Consider the following 20,669-nt stretch of genomic DNA (forward strand, 5'->3'; position numbering starts at 1 on the left):
GGCGGCGTGGGGCGAGAAGACCGGCGCGTTCACCAATGCCGATCGCACCGTTCATCTCTCGGAGAAGGCGGTGGAGCCGCCCGGCTCGGCGCGGCCGGACCTGGACATCTTCCTCGACTACGCGCGCCGCATGGACTTCCGGGACCGCGCGGGAAATCCGTTGCCGCCCTGGACCGGCGCCGAGGACGCCTTCGCGGCGTGGCAGCGATGCAGCGCGGGACGCCCCTGCGACTACAGCGCGCTGACCTACGCGAAACTGCGCGAGGGCGGCGTGCAGTGGCCGTGCACCGACGAGCATCCGGACGGGACCGAAAGGCTCTACACCGACGGGCATTTCCCCACCGACCCCGACTACTGCGAGACCTACGGCAAGGACATCGCCGACGGCTCGACCATCGAGGAGCAGGACTATCGAGCCCGGGATCCACGCGGCCGGGCGATCATCAAGGCGGCCGACTACGCCCCGCCGCACGAGCCGCCCTCCGAGCAGTACCCGCTGGTCCTGATCACCGGCCGCACGCTCTATCACTTCCACACCCGCACCAAAACTGCTCGGGCGCCGCAACTTCAGGCCGCCGCGCCGGAGGTGTGGGCCGAGCTGTGCCCGCAGGACGCGCAGGGCGCCGGTGTGTCCGAGGGCGATCTCGTCGAGGTGTATTCGCGGCGTGGCGCGGTCCGGGCTCGTGCCCGCATCACCGGAATACGGCCGGGCGTGGTGTTCTTGCCGTTCCACTACGGTTACTTCGATGACGACGGCGAGCACACCAGGGCCGCCAACGAATTGACCCGCACCGAGCTGGATCCCGCGTCCAAGCAGCCGCTGTTCAAGACCGCGGCGGCCGCGATCCGGCTCATCGAGCACTCCGACGGCGTCGCCCCGGCGCCGACGACCGGCGCGTCCAAGCCGTACGGCGCGAACGTGCCGGAGACCGTCGGCGGGGAGCGCGCACTCGCCGACCATGAGTGCGCCGAGCCGAAAGGCGGGGTGGCCGAACCGGTCTCGTGACTGGATCCGCGATCGGCCGGCTTCAGCCGACGGGCGCGTCGACGGGCTCGCGTTCCACCTTGCCGCGCCGGGAACGCACAGCATTCACCGCCGCGAGGAGAACGCCCAGGCCGAGCAGGATCAGTCCGCGCACCCACACCTCGCCGTGGATCTGGGTGAACAGGAAAAGGCATGTGCCGAGGCCGAGGACCGGCACGATGGTCGGCACCCGGAAGTGCCCCGGTTCGCCCTCCTCCCGGCGCAGCACGAGCAGCGCGAGGTTGACCGCGGAGAACACCACGAGCAACAGCAGGACCAGCGTCTCGGCCAACGCGGCGACCTCGCCGGTCAGCCCCAGCGCGATGGACACCGCGGAGGTCACCAGGATCGCCACCCACGGCGTTCGGCGGCCGGGCAGCACGCGCGCGAGCGGCGAGGGCAGCAGCCCGTCCTTGGCCATGCCGTAAGCCAGTCGCGAGCACATGATTCCGGTGAGCAGCGCGCCATTGGCCACCGCGACCAGCGCGATCACGCTGAACAGTCGTTCCGGCACCCCGCCCGCCATGCGGACCACCTCCAGCAGCGGCCCGCTGGAGCGCGTCAGCTCGTCGGTGGGCACGGCCGCGCTGGCGACCACGCCGATCAGCACGTACACCAGACCCGCGGTCAGCAGCGCGCCGAACAGCGCCCGCGGGTAGGAACGCCGCGGATCGTGAACCTCCTCGGCGAGATTGACCGAGGTCTCGAACCCGACGAACGAGTAGAAGGCCAGCACCGCGCCGGCGAGGGTGGCGCCGACGAACCCGTGCTCGGCGGTGCCGACCTGGGTGAGCCGGTCCAGGTCGGCGTCGCCGCGCACGATCACCCAGGCGCCGAGCCCGATGATCAGCAGCAGGCCGCTGAGCTCGATCACGGTCGCCACCATGTTCGCGCCGAGCGACAGCTTGACGCCGCGAATGTTGAGCAGCGCCAACGCGATCAGGAACACGATCACCACCGCGACGACCGGCAACGACACCAGCGCCTGCAGGTAGTCGCCCGCGAACGCCCTAGCCAGCGCGCCCACCGACACCACGCCCGCGGCCAGCATGCAGAAGCCGACCAGCGAACCGACGGCGGGGCCGAACGCCTGCGTGGCGTAGTGCGCCGAGCCGCCCGCCTTCGGATACTTGGTCGCCAGTTCGGCGTAGGAACCCGCGGTGAGCGTCGCCAGACCCAGCGCGACGGCCAGCGGCAGCCACACCGCGCCGCCCGACTCCTTGGCCACCGCGCCGACGAGCACGTAGATGCCTGCGCCGAGAATGTCGCCCAGGATGAAGAAGTAGAGCATGGGCGTGCGCACAGCCCGAGACAACGAGACGGTCATTGCCGCGCAATACCCATTCGCTCGCCGCCGACGCGCAGTGAATCGGTGGCCGTGGCTGATGCCTGAGGGTGTGGCCGATCGGTCGCGGGGTAGTCGCCGGGTATGGCTACTACTGCTCCCCTGGCACAAGAACGTGCCGGCGCTCCGCTTCGCGCGGTGGTGACCGGGTCCGACTCCGGGATCGGCCAGGCCATCGCCGTGGCACTGGCCGGCGGCGGCGTCGACGTGGGCGTCACCTATCACAGCGATCGGGAGGGCGCCGAGCGGACCGCCGAGCTGGTCCGTGCGCGCGGCGCGGCGGCCGCCGTCCGGCGGCTCGATCTCGGCGACCTGCCCACGGCCGCGGCGGTCATCGATGAACTGGCCGAGGATCTCGGCGGCCTCGACGTGCTGGTGAACTGCGCGGGCACCGGCACCGCGCAGCGGGCGATGGACATGGACTTCGACACCTGGCGGCACGTGCTCTCGGTCGACCTCGACGGCGCGTTCCTCTGCTCGCAGCGCGCCGCGCGGCACATGATCGAGGCGGGCAAGGGCGGCCGGATCATCAACATCACCAGCGTGCACGAGCACGCGCCGCGGGTGGGCGCGGCCCCGTACTGCGCGGCCAAGGCCGGCCTCGGCGCGCTCACCAAGGTGCTGGCGCTGGAGCTGGCCGAGCACGACATCACCGTGAACTCCGTTGCGCCCGGCGAGATCTCGACGCCGATGACCGGGCAGGAGGAGGTCGACCCGCGCACCGTGGCCCGGCCCGGCGTCCCGCTCGGCCGACCCGGGCACACGCAGGAGGTCGCCGCCGTGGTGGCCTTCCTGGCGACCCCGGCCGCCGCCTACATCACCGGCGCGTCCTACGTGGTCGACGGCGGAATGCTGCTCATGGGCCCACAGGCCTCGAGCATCCTGCCCGACGAGAAGTGGCGGCAGCCGTAATCCGGTGGTGCGTAGGTCGCCTCCGCGGGGGTATCCGCCGCGTGAGACGGAGGTTGTGATGCGCGACAGTCAGGCGGGGGCCGAACCCCAGGTGGTTTCGATGAGGTTGGCACAGTTGGCATTCGCCGACGAGGTGTTGCGGGCGGCCGCACGTCCCGAACGGATCGCCGCGGTCGTCGCGCGAATCCTCGGTGACCGGCTCGATATCGGGCCGGTGCCGCTCGGGCCGGGCGGCGTCCTGACCGCGCGAGCGGTCGGCACGCCGGAACACATTCGAATCGAGCCGAGCGACACCGACTGTCGCGAGGTGGGCGTCGTCGTGCCGATCTCACTGCGGCTGGACGTCTCGCTCGGCGCGGTCAGCGCGCGGTTCATCGCGGGGGTCCGCGTGCGGACGCGGATCACCCTGGTGCCCGATCAACCCTGCGCCCTGCTGTTCCTGCAAGACGAGGTGCGCCGGTCCGACGTGGTCGCGCGGGTGCACGGCGAGAATGTGCTCGGCAAGCTCGCCGAGCGCGCCGGCGGGATCGACGCGATCGTCGTGGATCATGTTGTGGATTACGCGAATTCGCTCTTCACCAGTCCCGAGCTGGCCGAGCTGCGGCGAATCGACGTGGCGGATCTGATCGATCGCGCCTGGAACGCGGGGCTCATCCTCGGGCCCGACGAGCGCGCGGTGCCCGCGTAACCTGTTGCCCCACAAGCCGAATGCCCAGCGGCCGCGGTCGAGGACGGCGGCCGCTGGTCCTGCACTCAGGGCTTGTCCGGATCCAGTGTGTCCTTGATCTTTCCGATCAGCCCGGTCTCGGTGCCGAACGCGGACGACCGCGGCTTGCCCTGCGAGCCGTCGTACGTCACATAGAGTTCCGGATCCGGCGGCGGCGCGGAAGCCTTGTCGCCCAACGGAACCGGGTCCGGAATGAATCCGTTCTCGTGGACGCCGTCCGGCGCGGCGCCGTGCGCCCACGGTCCCTGATCGGCGGCGACGCCGTCGGACAGGTGCCACAGGCTGGTGGCGTGCTCGCCGTGCTCCTCGTCGAACAGCGCGTTCGGCGCGATGGTGTCCTCGATCCCGTCGGCCTTGAGCTGAGCGATCGCGGACAACCACATGTTCTGGTGATAGGTGTCGCGCGCCAGGTTGAACCGCAGCATGTCCTTGACGCCGGGGTCGTCGGTCATGTGATAGAGCCGCGCGGTCTGCACACGGCCCTGCGACTCCGCGGTGACATTGGCGCGGAAGTCGGCGAGCAGGTTGCCGCTGGCCACGATGTAGCGCCCGTTCCACGGCACCCCATTGCTGTCGGCCAGCACCGGACCGCCGCCGGACACGATCGCCTGCTGCGGATCCATCCCGCCCAGCACCGCGGCGACCACCGGATCGCCGAGCGCGGCCCGGGTGGCGTGGGTGGCGGGCGCGCCCTCGAGCAGCCGGGCGACCATCGTCGCGATCATCTCGACGTGGCCGATCTCCTCGGTCGCCACATCCATGATCAGGTCTTTGTACTTGCCGGGCATCCGGCAGTTCCAGCCCTGGAACAGGTACTGCATGGTGACGGTCATCTCGCCGTAGGCGCCGCCGATCAGCTCCTGCAACTTCCGGGCGTATACGGGGTCCGGCTTCTCCGGTTTGACGTCGAACTGTAAGTGGTCGGTATGTCGGAACACGCTGTCCTCCAAACGTTGTCTCCCCTTCCGCCCCGTCTACCGCCAATGACGTTGCGCAAACCACTTTTTCGACGCGAGTTCGGAGAAGGTCTCGGACCGACATTGCGGCGCAAAGCTTTCAGGGGCTCAGGACTCGGTCGGCAAGAGTCTCGACGATGCGGGCAACCTGTTTCGGGTCTTTGACGTCGGCGCTGTGATCTCGTCCGCGCATCACGACGCGTTCGTTGCCGGGCAGCACCTTCGCGAGGGCCTCGAGCACCGCGGTGTTGCGGGCCGGGCTGCGGTCGCCGCCCAAAAGCACGGTGGGCACGGGTATTTCCGCGTAGGCGGCGCGGCGATCCCCGAGCTGGTCCATGGCCGCGAGGTCATCGATCTGGCCGGGCACCAGGCGGCGGTAGCGCGGGACGAGCGCTACGAGCGCACCGACCAGCCAGGCCTGCCACGCCGGATAGCCGGCCACGACCCTGGTGAAGATCCGCATCGCGACATCGGGTCTGCCCCCGGCGATCGCGGCCCGCGCCGCGGTGATCGCCGCACCGTCCACACCCGCCAACGGCGTCTCGATGACGGCGGCGGGCTCGAAGATCACCGCACCGGCGAACAGCGACGGCGCCGCCGCCACCGCCTCCAGCGCGACGACCCCGCCGGACGAGTGGCCGTAGACGACGGACGGCCGCCCGACGTGGCGAGCGAGCGTCAGCACGTCGTCGACCTCCTCGGCTACCGAAAACGGCGCAGGGTGTTCGGCTTTGAGATCCAGCCGGTATTGCCGACGCCGCAGTCCGATGACGCGAAACCGCTCGGCGAGGATCGCCGCGACCTTCTCGGTCCGGCTGCCGTCATCGAGCCCGGGGCCGATCATCAGGATTGTCGGGCCGCTCCCCCGGTCGGAGGCGTGGACGCTGGTGCCGTCCGCCGCTGTCAGCGTGATCATCGCATGTCCTCTCGGCGCGGGAGCCTACTCCTTAGCAGCGCTCAGTCGAGCTTAGCGCTGCTAAGGTAGCCAGTCGATGGGTGAGAGCAAAAGGCCCGGTGTCACCCGGGCGACCATGATCGAGGCCGCGCTGCGCCTGCTGGACGAGGTGGGGCTGGACGGATTGACCGTGCGTAGGCTCGCGGGCGAACTCGGCGTCCAGTCACCGGCGCTGTACTGGCACATCCGAACCAAGCAGGAACTCCTCGACGGCATGGCCGAGGCGATCGTCGTGGCCGCGCGCATGGGGCCGCCGCGGGCAGGCGAGTCCTGGGAGGACTGGCTCAGCCGGCGCGCGCACGCCTACCGCGCGTCCCTGCTCGCCCACCGCGACGGCGCCCGGGTCGTCGCGGGCGCGCGCCAGGTGAGTCCGGCGGCGATCCGGCGGGTCAACGAGGAACTGACCACGCTGGTCGGCCACGGTTTCACCCCCGTGCTCGGCCTGCGCACGGTCGCCGCCGTCACCCACTACGTCAACGGCTTCGTCCTGCGTGAACAGACCGCCGAACCCACCACTCAGCTCTCCGCGTTGACCGAGCTACTCGACAACGACGCCGACGCACCCCTGCTCCGCGCGGTCCGCGAAGGCGGCACCACCACCGACCGCCGTGCCTTCGACCACGGCCTGCGCGCCGTCATCACCGGCGCGGCCGCCCTGCTCCGCGCGGCACAGGCGGAATCGTGAAGCCGCCGAACCACTGACCTATATGTCCAACGGCCGCGGTTCGGAAGTGATGGGCACGCCGACACAGCGACGACCGATAGGCTGGCGAGGCACGGCTCAGCAAACCGGGGCGACGTACGGCTTACGCCCAACGCGACGGATGGGATGCGCCAATGAGAGTGCTTGTGGCTGGGGCTACGGGGTTCGTCGGCCGGCGACTATGTCCGCAGTTAGTGGCGGCGGGCCATGAGGTGCGCGCGATGACCAGGCATCCGGAGTCCTATCGGGGCGTGGGGACGGCGGTGGGTGGGGACGTCGCCGACGCAGGGGCACTGCGCGCGGCCGTGGCCGGCTGCGAGGCGGCCTATTACCTCGTGCATTCGCTCGCCGAAAAAGACTTCGAGCGCCGGGACGCGCAAGCGGCGCGCAACTTCGGCGAGGCGGCGGCGGAGGCGGGGGTGCGGCGGATCGTCTATCTGGGCGGACTGGGCGACGACGGCGACGACCTGTCCGCGCATCTGCGCAGCAGGCGCGAGGTCGAGCGGTTGCTCGCCGGGTCGGGCATGCCGGTGACCACGCTGCGCGCGGGAATCATTGTGGGACATGGCGGTATCTCGTGGGAGATGACCCGGCAGCTGGTCGAGCACCTGCCCGCGATGATCACACCGCAGTGGGTGCACACCCGGACCCAGCCGATCGCGGTCGACGACGTGGTCCGCTACCTGGTCGGCGTCCTCGACCGGCCGGAAACCGCCGGGCGCACCTTCGAGATCGGCGGCCCGGACGTGCTGGAGTACCAGGACATGCTGCGCCGGGTCGCGAAGATCGAGGGGCGCCCGCTGATCATCGTGCCGATTCCGCTGCTCTCCCCGCGACTCTCGTCGTGGTGGCTGTCGCTGGTGACCACCGTGGACACCACCACCGGACGCACGCTCGTCGACTCGATGAGCAACGAAGTCGTGGTGCGCGACAACAGCATTCGAGATCTGATCCCGTTCGAACCGCTCGGCTACGACGACGCGGTCCTGCGGGCCCTCGGCGAACGCGCCAAGGCCGGCCGCGACTCATGACTCGCGAGTTCGCCCACGCCGCAGGTTTGTCCGCCCGCCGCCGTCGCGTCGCCGCCGTCGCCGTGGCGGGCACCGGCCTGCTCGGCGCATCCTTCTCCGCCGCACCGGATTCCACCGAGTTCTATCGCCTCACCCTCGCCACCGCGGCGACCTGGGCGGCGGGCGGTCACACACCCGACAGCGGACGCGGTGAACGCCCCATCGTCGGCCCCGTCCTGATCGGCGGTGCGACCTTCGCCGTCTTCTACGGCTGCGCGTTGATCGCGCGACGAATTCCGTTCCTGCGCAAGGCGATCAGCAGAGTCCTGCGTTACGCCGATCGCGGGCCGACCCCGCGGGTGCTGCTGATCACGCTGGCGAACGGCGCGGCCGAGGAGGTCTTCTTCCGCGGCGCGGTCTACTCGGTCGCGGGCCGCCGCCCCGTCCTCGTCTCGACCGCCGTCTACGCCTGCACCACCGTCGCCACCCGCAACCCCGCGCTGGTCCTGGCCTCGGTGCTCATGGGCACCCTGTTCAGCCTGCAACGCCGAGCAACCGGCGGCATCCAGGCGCCCATGCTGACCCATCTGACCTGGTCGACCCTGATGCTCCAGTGCCTGCCGCGCCTGTTCCGCTGACCCGGGCATGAGAGCGCCCTCGAACCGTCCGGCGATTCGAGGGCGAGGGCTCAGCCGACGCGCTTCTGCTCGGGCTCGATGAGCGCGACGACCCGATCCAGGTCGCGCGAGTAGGGCGAGCCGGTGTACTTCATCGCGAGCCGGTCGATGATGGCCCAGGCGGCGTCGCCGTCGAGCCACTCGACGACCCGGCCGCGCAGGACGACCGGCTGAAAGAAGTTGTCCGCGGGCGTCATCGAGAGCGCGACCCGCGGGTCCCGCCGGAGGTTGCGCGCCTTGCGAGAGGTCGGCCCGGTCATGAACACGACGTGGTCCCCCTCGGTGCCGACATACACCGGAATGGCGTGCGGAGCACCGTCGGGAAGCAGGGTGGCGAGGTGGGCGTGCGGGGCGCCGTCGAGCACGCGGCGCACTTCGGGATCGATGCTCATCGCTGGACCTCATAGTGCAGATGGGTGACGCCGGGCGCGGGGACGGCCTCGACCAGTCGCAGCCGGACATGCTCGGGAAGGGACTGGAAGAAGGGCCTGCCGCCGCCGAGCAGGATGGGCACCTGGTGCAGGATCACCTCGTCGACGAGCCCGGCCCGCAATGCCGAGGTGACGACGCCGCCGCCCATGAGGCCGACGTCCTTGCCGCCTGCGGCCGCACGGGCCGCCTCGATCGCATCCTCGATGCCGGTGGTCACCAGGATCTGCCGGTCGGAGATCTCCGGCACGGGCCGATGACTGAGCACGACCAGCCGGGCCGCGGGATGCGGGCTGCCGCCGTGGAAATGCTCGGAGTCTTCGTAGGTGTTGCGGCCCGCGACGACCGCGCCCGCGCGCCCGGCCAGGGCGTCGAAGACGCGGGCGCTCGGCTCGCTCAGCTGGAAACCGTCGAACACCTGACTCGGGGTGTCGCCGTCGAAGTACCAATCGAACAGCGTGCCCCCGTCGCCGAGTCCGCGCCCGGCTCCGGGATCGCGACCGGTGATATACCCGTCGACCGATACCGAGAGAGCGCTGTACACCTTGCTCATCCCCGTCATCCTTTCAAGTTCCTTCAAGAGACTCCATGACCGTAGCACCAACAGTTCCCTAAGGGAACTCCAATTGCTAGACTTGTCGGCATGCAACGGACGAACTTCAGCGAGATGGCCTGCTCGATCGCGCGCACGCTGGACGTCATCGGCGAGCCGTGGTCGCCGTTGATCCTGCGCGACGTGTGGGTCGGGCTGAACCGCTTCGATCAGCTCCAAGCCGAGCTCGGCATCTCGCGCAAGGTCCTGACCGAGCGGCTGAACCACCTGGTCGACCACGGCGTACTCGAGCGCCGCCCCTACGATCGGCGACCGCGCTACGAGTACGTGCTGACCGAAAAGGGCACGGAGCTGGTCGATCTGCTGATGGTCATGGCCGGGTGGGGCGACCGGTGGCGCGCGGGCGAGGCCGGGCCGCCGGTGCTCTACCGCCATCACGCGTGCGGCGAGATCAGCGGCGTCGACCTGCGCTGCGCCCACTGCGGCGAGTCGATGCACGCGAACGACGTCGACGTGCTCCCGGGTCCCGGCGCGGCGGTGTGATCGAGCGACCGGTCAGCCGTGGCGCGTGGGCAGTCGCCTGCACAGGTTGCGGACGGTCCTTTCCGTGAAGACATCCCTGAGTCCGATTGTCTCGCCGCTTATTTCGGCTATCCGGCGGACGAGCCGCATGACCAGCAGCGAATGACCGCCCAGGTCGAAGAACGAATCGTCGACGCCCACCCGCTCCACCCCGAGCACCTCGGCGAACACGGCGCACATCCGCTCCTCCAGCACGGTCCTCGGCGCTAGATACCCGCCACTGGTGAACACCGGCGCGGGTAGCGCGCGACGATCGATCTTGCCGGTGGGGCCCAACGGCAGAGCGTCGAGCCACATGAGGGCGGCGGGCACCATGTACTCGGGCAGCACACTCGACGCGTAGTCGCGCACCGCCGAAACATCCTGTCCCGCACCGCTTTCGTTGGGTACGAGATAGCCCACGAGCTGCTTACCCGCATGGCCGTCCCGAGCCACCACGACGGCCCGCGCCACCGACGGATGCCCGCACAGCACCGACTCGACCTCGCCGGGCTCGATCCGGAAACCACGCACCTTCACCTGGTCGTCGGCGCGGCCCACCAGCATCAGCTGTCCATCGGGAAGCCAGCGCACCAAATCCCCGGTGCGATAGAGCCGTCCGCCCGGGTCCGTAGCGAACGGATCGGCGACGAACCGCGCGGCGGTGAGTCCCCCGCGACGCAGATACCCACGCGCCGAACCGATTCCGGCGATGTACAACTCCCCCACCACGCCGCGCGGCACCGGTCGCAACGCACGATCCAGCACGTACACGCTGGTGTTGTCCACCGGTCGGCCGATCGGCACTCCGCCGGGCATCACCTCGGCCGCCGCCCACGTGCTGTCGGCGCTCGTCTCGGAGGAACCGTAGAAGTTCAGCAATCGGCTGTCCGGCAACACCTTCGAAAAGTTCTCCGCCACGACGGCCGGCAGCGGTTCCCCGCTGCTGACCCACACCGCGCATCCGGCGGCGCGGTCGATGCGTTCGTCGGCGAGCATCGCGGACAACAGACTCGGGACCACCACGATCCGGCTCACCCGGTGCCGCTCGATCAGGCCGAGCAGCGCGCCGACATCGCGCACCTGGGCGTCGTCGGCGACCAGCACGGTGCCGCCGTGCGTCAGCGGGCCCGCGATCTCGAAGAGGGAATCGAGGAAGCTCAACGAGGTCTTCGCGCATACCGTCTCACCCGGTGCCCACGGCAAAACCTTGTTGTACCAGGCCAATCGGTTAGCCAGGCCGGCGTGGGTGCCGACCACGCCCTTCGGCTTGCCGGTCGAGCCGGACGTGTAGACGACGTAGGCCGCGTTGCTGGAATGTATAGGTGGCGTCGGCATTTCACCGGTGTACTGCCGGACCTGGGCCATCGAGGATGCGTCGAGCACCGCCACCGGGCGCGCATCCTTCATCATGTACTCGATGCGGGACTCCGGGTAGTGCGGATCCAGCGGCAGATAGGCGGCTCCGGCCGCGAGCACCCCGAGCACCGCGATCACCATCTCGGCAGAGCGCGGTAGATGCACCGCCACTATGTCTTCCACGCCGACGCCCTGTGCCGTCAGCCAACTCGCCAACTGCTCGACCCTGGCGGCGAGTTCGGCGTAGGTCAGTCGGTCCGGACCGCACATCACCGCCGTCACGTCCGGGGTCGCGACTGCCTGCGCGGTGAACAGCTGCGGCAGCATCGCTTTCGGCGGCGCGGCCGCGGTGTCGTTCCAGATCTCGAGGAGCTGCCCGCGCTCGTCGGGTAGCAGTATCTCGAGGTCCGACACCGTCGCCTCCGGATCGGTGACGATCGTGGCGAGCAGGCGCGAGAAGCGTTCGACGAGCTGCGCGACGGTCGACCGATCGAACAGGTCCGTCGAGTATTCGACCGTGCCCGCGTATCCCCCGGTGCCGGATCGCTCCTCCAGCGCGAAGAACAGGTCGAACTTGGCGGTTCCGGTGTGCACCGGCAATGCCGTGGCGTCGACGCCGGGCATATCGAACTCGTAGGCCGTGTTGTTCTGCAACGCGAACATGACCTGGAACAAGGGATGGAATGCCGTCGAGCGCACCGGATTCAGGAGCTCGATCAGCCGTTCGAACGGCAGGTCCTGATTCTCGTAGGCGCGCAACGCTTTTCCACGCACCCGCGCCAGCACCTCCGTGAACGCGACGTCCGGCGTGACCTCCACCCGCAGCATCCAGGTGTTGACGAAGAACCCGACCAGATCGGCCAGCGCGCCGTCGGTCCGTCCGGCTATCGGACTCCCGATCGGAAGGTCTTCGCCCGCACCGAGTTTGTGCAGCAGCACGGCGAACGCCGATTGCAGCACCATGGACGCGGTCGCCCCACGGCCCCGCGCCAGCCGCTCCACCGCCGACCGTAGCCCGGCATCGATCGCGAACTCGAGCACCGCTCCCTGCGCGCTCGCCAGTTTCGGCCGTGGCCGGTCGAACGGCAACGTAACTTGCTCCGGGAGGCCCGCCAATTCCGCACGCCAGTAGTCGAACTGGCGCGCGGACAGGCTGTCCGGGTCCGCCGGATCGCCCAGTAGTTCCCGCTGCCACAGCGCGTAGTCCGCGTACTGCACCGGCAGGATCGGCCATTCGGGCGACCGCCCCGCGCACCTGGCCGCATAGGCGGCCGAGAGATCTTTGGCCAAAGGCCCGAGTGAGCCGCCGTCCGAGGCGATGTGGTGGACCACAAGCACCAGCACCTGCTCCCCGTCGCCACGTAACAGGCTGACCCGCAAAGGGATATCCGTCTCGAGGTCGAAGGTGCAGGAGGCGGCGTCCCTGACCGCCGCGTCCACATCCACCACATCCGCGACGGTCACCGGTGCCTCGCACGCACCGAGCACCCGTTGCACCACCACGCCGTCGGCCTCGGTGAAGACCGTGCGCAGGCTCTCGTGTCTGTCCACCACGTCCCGCACCGCCGACGCGAGCGCCTCGATCTGGATGGGCCCGGACAGCCGCACCGCCAACGGCACGTTGTACGTCGGGGACGGACCCTCGAATCGATACAGGAACCACATCCGCTGCTGCGCGAACGACACCGGAACGTATTCCGGGTGGGTGCGTCGGAGCAACGCCGGGCGGAGCGGGACGCCGACGTCGAGGCGAGCCGCGAGCAACGCCGGGGTCGGCGCGTCGAACACCGTCAGAATCGGCACCTCGAGCCCCATGGCCACCCGGATCCGGCTGACCAGCCGCGTGACCACGAGCGAATGACCGCCCAGCTCGAAGAAGTCATCGTCGACGCCGACATCGGACGCACCGAGCACCTCCGCGAACAGCTCGGTGAGGATCCTTTCCTGTGCGGTCGCGGGCGGGCGATACTTGGAGCGTTGACGCGTTGTGGCAGTGCGGGATTGGTCGATCGCCGGTACGGCCGTGCCGCCGTCGCGCTCGAACGGATCCAGATCGGCGACCTTCGTCGCGGGGTCGCGCACGACCGTGTCCAGCAACCGAACGAAGAGATCGGTGAACAGGCCGACGGTCCGGCGGTCGAACAGGTCGGTCGAGTACTCGACCACGCCCGCGTAGCCGTCGAGCTCCTCCAGCGCGAACAAGAGGTCGAATCTGGCGGTCCCCGTGCTCACCGGCATCGGCACGGCCTCGACATACGGTAGCTCGAACTCGTGAAAAGCGTTGTTCTGCAACGTGAACATCGCCTGGAACAACGGATGGTGCGCGGTGGATCGCACCGGGTTCAGCAGCTCGACCAACCGCTCGAACGGCAGGTCTTGATTCTCGTAGGCCCGCAACGCCTTACCGCGCACCTGGACCAGCACGTCCTCGAACCGAACGCACTGCGACAGATCGACCCGCAGTACCCAGGTGTTGACGAAGAAGCCGACCAGGTCGGCCAGCGCCGCATCCGTGCGCCCGGCGATGGGAGTACCGATCGGAATGTCCTCTCCCGCACCGAGTTTGTGCAGTAGCACCGCGAAGACCGCCTGCAACACCATCGAGGGGGTCGCTCCCCGGCTCCGCGCCAGCCGCTCCACCGCCGACCGCGCCGCGGCGTCGACGGTGAAGGAGACGACATCCCCACGCAGACTTGTCGTCTCGGGTCTCGGCCGGTCGAGGGGCAATGTCAACCGCTCGGGCAGACCCGCGAGCTCCGCGCGCCAGTACTCGAACTGCCGCGCCGACACACCGGCCGGATCCGCCGGGTCGCCGAGCAACTCGCGCTGCCACAGGGCGTAGTCGAAGTACTGGACCGTCGGTGCCGACCATTCCGGGGGCCGGCCAGCGCACCTGGCCGCGTACGCGGTGGAGAGGTCTCGTACCAAGGGACCCAGCGAGCCACCGTCGGCAGCGATGTGGTGCACCACCAGCACGAACACGTACTCGTCGGCCGCGCTGCGAAACAGGTTGACCCGCAACGGTATCTCCGCCGAGAGATCGAACCGGTGAGCCGCCGCCTCTCGCACCGCGCGATCCACGTCCGACGGACCGATCTCCGACACCTGGACAGGGACCTCCGCCCCCTCGAGTACCCGTGCCTCTGGCGCACCGTCGATCTCGGCGAAAACCGTGCGAAGCGTCTCGTGCCTGTCCACGACATCCCGCACGGCCGAGACCAGCGCCTCGATCTCCAGCCTTCCGGTCAGCCGGACGGCCAGCGGCAGGTTGTACGTCGCCGAAAGCCCGTGCAGCCGAGACAGAAACCACATTCGCCGCTGTGCGTATGACACCGGAGTGGGCTCCGGTCGGGCCTGTGCGATAAGCGGCGGGCGGGTGGGCCTGCTCGCGTCGAGCCGGGTCGCCAACGACGCCGGGGTGGGCGCGTCGAACACCGTCAAGATCGGCACCTCCACCCCCATGGCCACCCGAATCCGGCTGACCAGACGGGTCACCGCGAGCGAATGACCGCCCAGCTCGAAGAAGTCGTCATCGACGCCGACTCGGCCGACACCGAGCACATCGGCGAACAGCTCGGTGAGAACCAACTCCGGCAACGTTTCCGGCGCCCGGTACGCCGAGCGCGCCGCGAACCGCGGTGCGGGCAAGGCTCTAGCGTCCAGCTTGCCGTTGGCCGTCAACGGAAGATCCTCCAGCACCATGAATGTCGCGGGCACCATGTACGACGGCAGCACTTCGAGGAGGGCGGCCCGCACGGCGTCGGTGTCGATGGTGGTGTGCGCCACCAGATACCCCACGAGCTGATCGCCGAGATGCTCGGCGGTGCGGACCATCACGACGGCCTGAGCAACGGGGTCCAGCGCGTTCAGGGCCGCCTCGATCTCGCCCAACTCGATCCGCATGCCGCGCAGCTTCACCTGGAAGTCGTTGCGCCCCAGATACTCCAGCTCGCCCGAGTTCGTCCATTTCACGCGGTCACCGGTGCGATACATGCGTTCACCCGGCACGAACGGGTCCGCCACGAATCGTTGCGTCGTCAACTCCGGACGGCCCGCGTAGCCGCGCGCCAGCTGAGCGCCCGAGATGTACAGTTCACCGGCCACACCCGCCGGCACCAGCGCGAGCCCCGCGTCCAACACGTAGACCCGCGTGTTGAACACCGGTCGCCCGATGGGCACCGACGCCGTATCCGCGTCGGTCACCTCGTGATAGGTGACGTCCACCGCCGTCTCGGTCGGACCGTACAGATTGTGCAACCGCGTCCCGGTCAGCTCGAGCAGGCGCTGCGCGACGCCGCCGGGCAGCGCCTCCCCCGATGCGAATACTTTTCGCAGGCTGCGGCATTCGGCCGCCATCGGCTCCGCGACGAACGCCGCGAGCAGTGACGGAACGAAATGCGCTGTGGTGACGCGCTGTTCGATGATGAGCCGTGTCAGATAGGCAGGGTCGCGATGCCCGCCGGGCTCCGCTATCACCAATCGCGCACCGGCCTGCAGCGGCCAGAACAACTCCCACACCGACACGTCGAACGTGACCGGCGTCTTCTGCACCACCACATCGTCGCGCCCCAGTCCGTACTTCGACTGCATCCAGACCAGCCGGTTGACGATGGCCTGGTGTGCCACCGCGACGCCTTTCGGCCGGCCGGTCGAACCAGAGGTGAAGATGGTGTAGGCGATGTGGTCCGGCCGCAGCGGCCGAACTCGCTCGGCATCGGTGATCGGCGCGGTGTCGAAGCCGGTCAGGTCGAGCTCGTCGAGGCGTACCGACCGGGCATGCCCGGTCGGCAGGTCGGCGCCCGAGGTCAGCACGACCACCGGACGCGCGGTGTCGAGGATGTGGTCGATGCGCCCGGCCGGGTGGTCGGGGTCCACCGGCACATACCCGCCGCCGGCCGCCACCACCGCGTACACGCCGACCAGCAGATCAATCGAACGGGGTATCCCGATGCCCACCAACGACTCCGGCCCCACCCCTAGCGAAATCAGGTAACGCGCCGCCTGATTCACCCGACCGGCGAACTCGCCATAGGACAGGCCCGCCCCCCGGAACGTCACCGCCGGGGCCGCCGGAGTTCGCCGGACCTGCGCCTCGAACAACGAAGGCAGCGTCGCACTCTCGATGTCGTGAAGGGTGTCGCGCCAGGACGTGACAAGCGCTGCCCGCTCCGTCGGCGTCAGTAGGTCGAGTTCGCCTACCGGCACAGCCGGGTCGCGCAACACGGCTTCCAGCACGCGTGTGAAGCGATCAGCGAGCAACTCGACGGTGTGCCGATCGAACAGGTCGGACGAGTACTCGACCGCACCCGCGTAACCGCCGGATTTCGACTCCTCGAGCGCGAAGAACAGATCGAATCTGGCCGTGCCGGTGTGCACCGCCATCGAGGTGGCCGCGGCGCCGGGCAGGTCGAACTCGTGAAACATGTTGTTCTGCAAGGCGAACATCACCTGGAACAACGGATGATGCGCGGTGGACCGCGCCGGGTTCGACAACTCGACCAACCGCTCGAACGGCAGGTCCTGATTCTCGTAGGCGCGCAACGCTTTCGACCGCACCTGATCGAGCACGTCCGCGAACCGGAGGCTCCTCGCGACGGCGACCCGCAGCACCCAGGTATTGGCGAAGAATCCCACGAGATCGGTCAGCGCCGCATCGGTCCGGCCGGCGATCGGGCTGCCGACCGTGATGTCGTCTCCCGCACCGATCTTGTGCAGCAGCACCGCGAACGCCGCCTGCAAGACCATCGATGCCGTGGCGCCCCGGCCGCGCGCCAGCCGCTCCACCGCCGTCCGAACATCGGCGTCGACGGCGAACTCGACCACCGCGCCGCGCGAGCTCACCACCTTCGACGGTGGCCGGTCGAACGGCAACATCAGCCGATCCGGGATGCCCGCCAGTTCCTCGCGCCAGTACTCGAACTGGCGCGCGGTCAGGCTTTTCGGGTCCGCGGCGTCCCCTAGTAACCGTCGCTGCCACAGCGCGTAGTCCGCGTACCGCACCGGCAGGTCCGGCCAATCCGGTGCTCTTCCCGCACATCTGGACGCGTATGCCGCGGACAGGTCCCGGGCGAAGATCGGCAACGACCCGCCGTCGGTCGCGATGTGGTGCAGCACCAGCACCAACACCTGCTCACCGTGTTGGTCTCGAAAGACGCTGGCGCGCAGTGGGGTATCGGTCGTGAGGTCGAACGGGCGGCGGGCCGCGGATCGAACCGCCGCGTCGACATCATCGACCGCGGATACCGCAATAGCCACCTCGGCCTCGCGCACCAACTGCACCACAGAGCCCTCTATCTCGGCGAACACCGTCCGCAAGGCCTCGTGCCTGCCCGCCACATCCCCCAGCGCCGCCTCGAGCGCCGCGAGATCGAGTGTGCCGGAGAGGCGCACCGCCAGCGGCACGTTGTATGTCGCTGACTCCCCATGGAGCCGGTAGAGGAACCACATCCGCTCCTGGGCGAAGGAGAGCGGGACACGCTCGAAGCGTTCGAGGGCGGTGAGTGCCGGGCGCGCGGAGACACCGGCATCGAGCCGCGTCGCCAGCAGCGCGGGGGTCGGCGCGTCGAACACCGTCAGGATCGGCACCTCGATGCCCAGATCGATCCGGATTCGGCCGACCAGGCGGGTAGCCAGCAGCGAATGACCGCCCAGCTCGAAGAAGTCGTCGTCGACGCCTACCCGGTCCACGCCCAGGATCTCCGCGAACAAGGCGGCGAGGGTCTGTTCGTGCGAGGTCGTCGGTGGACGATAGTTGTTGTCGGACAACGGCTCCGGGGCGGGCAGGGCGCGGGTGTCCAGCTTGCCGTTGGGGGTCAACGGGAATTCGTTGAGGACCACCACCGTCGGAATCAGGTGCTCGGGCAGCCGATCCCGCAGGTAGCGGCGCAGCGTGGTGGCGAGCGATCGGGCACCGGGATTGTTCGCGTAGGCAGACGGTGCTTGTAGTGGTCGGGCGGGAAGGTACACGTCGGTCAGTGGCGTCCGATCTGGCAGGTCTCGGGCGAATACGGCCTCCATGTAGCCCTTACGCGCCGACCAGGTGACCGCCGTCCGGTAGCCGTACTCGTCACCGAGGAGATAGAGATCCTCAGGGAGTGTCCCCTCGAAATCGGTTGAGACACTGCTGTTTATGCCAGTCCGCATGTCTCGAAGAATCCCCCCGTGCGGGATCTCCGTGACGCGAAACGAGCGGAGTTCATGGGAAGTCAGGCGCGATCGCAGTTCCGCGCCGTCAGTGAACCGGTGACTCGTCAAGTCGGCGAAAGACGCCGCGTCCGTGGGCGGTTTACGCAGCACCACGTCGTATCGGTAGCACGTCAGCTCATTGACGGCGCTTCCGCGCTTCAGCTGGATATCGACGGCGCCGACGTGGCCGAGTTCCGCTGCGAGAGCGGCGAAATACTCGGGTGCAAGCAGCAGCTCCGCTTCGGCGCGCACGGCCGTGCGGACCCGCGCACGGACGAATTCCGAAGCCGCACTGGGGTGCCGGGCTCTCTGCACTGCCATCGAAAACTCTTCCAGCAGCGCCAAGTTGCGAACATCGCCGAGGAAGAGAGCGCCGCCCGGCTCGAGCACCTCGAGCAACTGCCCCAGCACCCCGCGCAGGTGACTTTCGCCGGGAAAGTACTGGATCACCGAGTTCAGGATGATGGTGTCGAAGTGAAGACGAGGCAAGCCCTGAACGTCGTGCGCCGCGCGCCGCTCCAGGACGACGCGGTCGGCCCACTCGGGCGCCCGCTCGGCCAGCCGCCGCTCGGCATTTCGGATCGCCGTCTCGGAAACGTCTGTCGCCCAGTACTCTTCGCACTCCGCGGCCAACTGAGACAACAGCAGGCCGGATCCGACACCGATCTCCAGTACCCGGCGCGGGCGCAGCGCACGGATGCGGGCGACGGTCGCGTCCCGCCACTCCCGCATATCCGGCACCGGAATCGGCTCACCCGTGTAACTGTCGTTCCAGCCGGTGAAGTCGGCCCCGAACTCGGCCGAGCCGTCGCTCGTATACACCTCGTCGTAGAGCCGCTGCCATTGATCGACCAGCTCGGACTCGACGTTGTCCTCGGCACCGACGGTGACATAGCCGAGCAGCCGACGGTCGTTCTCGTCGCCGGTGCTTTGCCCGACGGTGACCACGGCGCGGGTCACCGCCGGATGCGACGACAGCACCGCTTCGATCTCGCCGGGTTCGATCCGAACGCCGCGGACCTTGACCTGAAAGTCGTTGCGCCCCAAGTACTCGAGTTCGCCGCCCGTCGTCCACCGCACCCGATCGCCGGTGCGATACATCCGCTCGCCCGCCGCGAACGGGTCGGCGACGAAACGCTCCGCGGTCAGCTCCGCCCGCCCCGCGTACCCACGCGCCACCTGCACGCCCGCCAGATACAACTCGCCCGCACCGGTCGGCCGAAGCCGCTCGTCCAGCACATAGACCCGGGTATTGAATACCGGACGGCCGATGGGCACCGAGACCGTGTCCGTCGGCTCCACCCGGTGATAGGTGACGTCGACCGCCGCCTCCGTCGGCCCGTACAGATTGTGCAACCGCGCACCCGTCAGCGAAATCATCTGCTGCGCAACCGAACCCGGCAGCGCCTCGCCGGAGGCGAAGACGTCGCGCAGGCTGCGGCATGCACCCGCGCTTCGCTCCGCGACGAACACCGCGAGCATCGACGGCACGAAATGAGCGATCGTAATGCCTTCGCGCACGATCAGATCGGCCAGATGACGTGGGTCGCGGTGGCCACCGGGCGTCGCAAGCACCAGTCGCGCGCCGCCGAGCAACGGCCAGAACAACTCCCACACCGACACATCGAATGTGACCGGGGTCTTCTGCAACACCGCATCGTCGGCGACCAGCCGATACTCCGCCTGCATCCAGAGCAAGCGATTCACGATCGCCGCATGCGATACAGCCACCCCTTTGGGACGCCCGGTCGAGCCGGACGTGAACATCACATAGGCGAGATTCGACGGCCGTAATTTCCCCGATCGCTCCGCATCGGAGACCGCATCCGTCGAGAAACCCGACATATCGACACAATCGACCTCCACTCCGAATCCCGTTCCGGACGTGGTCAATACGCACGCCACATCCGTCACGTCGAGCACATAACGAGCGCTCGCCTCGGGGTCCAACGGCACCCACGCACCACCGGCGACCACCACCGCGTACACGCCGACCACCAGATCGACCGAGCGCGCCATTCGCACGCCGACCAGCGAATCCGGCCCCACACCGAGCGAAATCAGGTACCGGGCCAGCCGGTTCACCCGACCGGCCAACTCGGCGTACGAGACCGAGGTCCCCTCGAACCGCACCGCGACCGCGTCGGGGCTCCGCGCCACCTGCTCCTCGAACAACGACACCAACGTCGGCCCAGCGGACGCCCCCGCCATCCCCCCGTTCGAAACCGGCTCAGCAGGATCCCACATCCCGATTCCTTCCTCCGCCGTTCGAC

At 68.8% G+C, this 20,669-nt stretch carries 12 protein-coding genes and 1 pseudogene; 7 read left to right on the top strand and 6 right to left on the bottom strand.

What is annotated here, in order from left to right; genetic code table 11:
• Nucleotides 1-1,006: molybdopterin oxidoreductase family protein (locus ON39_RS29310; RefSeq protein WP_157195527.1), on the top strand; the 1,006-nt coding region annotated here is incomplete at its 5' end.
• Nucleotides 1,007-1,028: 22 nt separating this feature from the next.
• Here ON39_RS29310 and ON39_RS29315 read toward each other — a convergent pair.
• The gene (locus ON39_RS29315) at nucleotides 1,029-2,351 is read right to left on the bottom strand and encodes an APC family permease (RefSeq protein WP_051187299.1); all 1,323 of its coding nucleotides are present in this window, start codon (nucleotides 2,349-2,351) and stop codon (nucleotides 1,029-1,031) included.
• 102 nt (nucleotides 2,352-2,453) lie between these two features.
• Between ON39_RS29315 and ON39_RS29320 the strand changes: the two genes are divergently transcribed.
• Both ON39_RS29320 and ON39_RS29325 read left to right on the top strand, forming a co-directional pair.
• The gene (locus ON39_RS29320; protein ID WP_051187300.1) at nucleotides 2,454-3,281 is read left to right on the top strand and encodes an SDR family oxidoreductase; all 828 of its coding nucleotides are present in this window, start codon (nucleotides 2,454-2,456) and stop codon (nucleotides 3,279-3,281) included.
• Nucleotides 3,282-3,381: 100 nt separating this feature from the next.
• A complete protein-coding gene (locus ON39_RS29325) occupies nucleotides 3,382-3,969 on the top strand; it encodes a hypothetical protein (RefSeq protein ID WP_146251215.1) in 588 nt (195 codons plus the stop codon).
• A gap of 65 nt (nucleotides 3,970-4,034) precedes the next feature.
• On the opposite strand, the gene ON39_RS29330 is transcribed toward ON39_RS29325, so the two are convergent.
• Nucleotides 4,035-4,946 (bottom strand): manganese catalase, encoded by a 912-nt coding sequence (locus ON39_RS29330; RefSeq protein ID WP_040739246.1) that lies wholly within the window; start codon nucleotides 4,944-4,946, stop codon nucleotides 4,035-4,037.
• A gap of 118 nt (nucleotides 4,947-5,064) precedes the next feature.
• The gene (locus tag ON39_RS29335) at nucleotides 5,065-5,880 is read right to left on the bottom strand and encodes an alpha/beta fold hydrolase (RefSeq protein ID WP_051187301.1); all 816 of its coding nucleotides are present in this window, start codon (nucleotides 5,878-5,880) and stop codon (nucleotides 5,065-5,067) included.
• 76 nt (nucleotides 5,881-5,956) lie between these two features.
• On the opposite strand from ON39_RS29335, the gene ON39_RS29340 reads away from it, so the two are divergent.
• The 3 genes from ON39_RS29340 (at nucleotide 5,957) to ON39_RS29350 (ending at nucleotide 8,270) form a co-directional block, all read left to right on the top strand.
• Complete coding sequence (locus tag ON39_RS29340; RefSeq protein WP_040739213.1) at nucleotides 5,957-6,604, top strand: TetR/AcrR family transcriptional regulator C-terminal domain-containing protein; 648 nt, start codon at nucleotides 5,957-5,959, stop codon at nucleotides 6,602-6,604.
• A gap of 152 nt (nucleotides 6,605-6,756) precedes the next feature.
• Nucleotides 6,757-7,653 (top strand): NAD(P)H-binding protein, encoded by an 897-nt coding sequence (locus tag ON39_RS29345; protein ID WP_040739214.1) that lies wholly within the window; start codon nucleotides 6,757-6,759, stop codon nucleotides 7,651-7,653.
• A complete protein-coding gene (locus tag ON39_RS29350; RefSeq protein WP_051187302.1) occupies nucleotides 7,650-8,270 on the top strand; it encodes a CPBP family intramembrane glutamic endopeptidase in 621 nt (206 codons plus the stop codon). Before ON39_RS29345 ends, ON39_RS29350 begins: the two co-directional genes overlap by 4 nt.
• A 50-nt stretch (nucleotides 8,271-8,320) precedes the next feature.
• On the opposite strand, the gene ON39_RS29355 is transcribed toward ON39_RS29350, so the two are convergent.
• Nucleotides 8,321-8,701 (bottom strand): TIGR03618 family F420-dependent PPOX class oxidoreductase, encoded by a 381-nt coding sequence (locus ON39_RS29355; protein WP_040739215.1) that lies wholly within the window; start codon nucleotides 8,699-8,701, stop codon nucleotides 8,321-8,323.
• Nucleotides 8,698-9,291, bottom strand: coding sequence for a dihydrofolate reductase family protein (locus ON39_RS29360; RefSeq protein WP_040739216.1), 594 nt, complete (start codon nucleotides 9,289-9,291; stop codon nucleotides 8,698-8,700). Before ON39_RS29360 ends, ON39_RS29355 begins: the two co-directional genes overlap by 4 nt.
• Nucleotides 9,292-9,381: 90 nt before the next feature.
• Between ON39_RS29360 and ON39_RS29365 the strand changes: the two genes are divergently transcribed.
• Nucleotides 9,382-9,834, top strand: coding sequence for a winged helix-turn-helix transcriptional regulator (locus tag ON39_RS29365; protein WP_040739217.1), 453 nt, complete (start codon nucleotides 9,382-9,384; stop codon nucleotides 9,832-9,834).
• 12 nt (nucleotides 9,835-9,846) lie between these two features.
• On the opposite strand, the pseudogene ON39_RS29370 reads toward ON39_RS29365, so the two are convergent.
• Nucleotides 9,847-20,640 (bottom strand): annotated as a pseudogene (locus ON39_RS29370) (amino acid adenylation domain-containing protein); the annotation flags it as partial.
• Between the last annotated feature and the right edge of the window lie 29 nt (nucleotides 20,641-20,669).

The organism is Nocardia tenerifensis NBRC 101015 (genome assembly GCF_000308715.1).
GTDB classification, from domain to species: Bacteria; Actinomycetota; Actinomycetes; order Mycobacteriales; family Mycobacteriaceae; genus Nocardia; species Nocardia tenerifensis.

Bases quoted from the DNA above. Each gene is read 5' to 3' on its own strand.
- ON39_RS29315 (WP_051187299.1), bottom strand. From the start codon at position 2,351: ATGACCGTCTCGTTGTCTCGGGCTGTGCGCACGCCCATGCTCTACTTC.
- ON39_RS29320 (WP_051187300.1), top strand. From the start codon at position 2,454: ATGGCTACTACTGCTCCCCTGGCACAAGAACGTGCCGGCGCTCCGCTT.
- ON39_RS29325 (WP_146251215.1), top strand. From the start codon at position 3,382: ATGAGGTTGGCACAGTTGGCATTCGCCGACGAGGTGTTGCGGGCGGCC.
- ON39_RS29335 (WP_051187301.1), bottom strand. From the start codon at position 5,880: ATGATCACGCTGACAGCGGCGGACGGCACCAGCGTCCACGCCTCCGAC.
- ON39_RS29340 (WP_040739213.1), top strand. From the start codon at position 5,957: ATGGGTGAGAGCAAAAGGCCCGGTGTCACCCGGGCGACCATGATCGAG.
- ON39_RS29345 (WP_040739214.1), top strand. From the start codon at position 6,757: ATGAGAGTGCTTGTGGCTGGGGCTACGGGGTTCGTCGGCCGGCGACTA.
- ON39_RS29350 (WP_051187302.1), top strand. From the start codon at position 7,650: ATGACTCGCGAGTTCGCCCACGCCGCAGGTTTGTCCGCCCGCCGCCGT.
- ON39_RS29355 (WP_040739215.1), bottom strand. From the start codon at position 8,701: ATGAGCATCGATCCCGAAGTGCGCCGCGTGCTCGACGGCGCCCCGCAC.
- ON39_RS29360 (WP_040739216.1), bottom strand. From the start codon at position 9,291: ATGAGCAAGGTGTACAGCGCTCTCTCGGTATCGGTCGACGGGTATATC.
- ON39_RS29365 (WP_040739217.1), top strand. From the start codon at position 9,382: ATGCAACGGACGAACTTCAGCGAGATGGCCTGCTCGATCGCGCGCACG.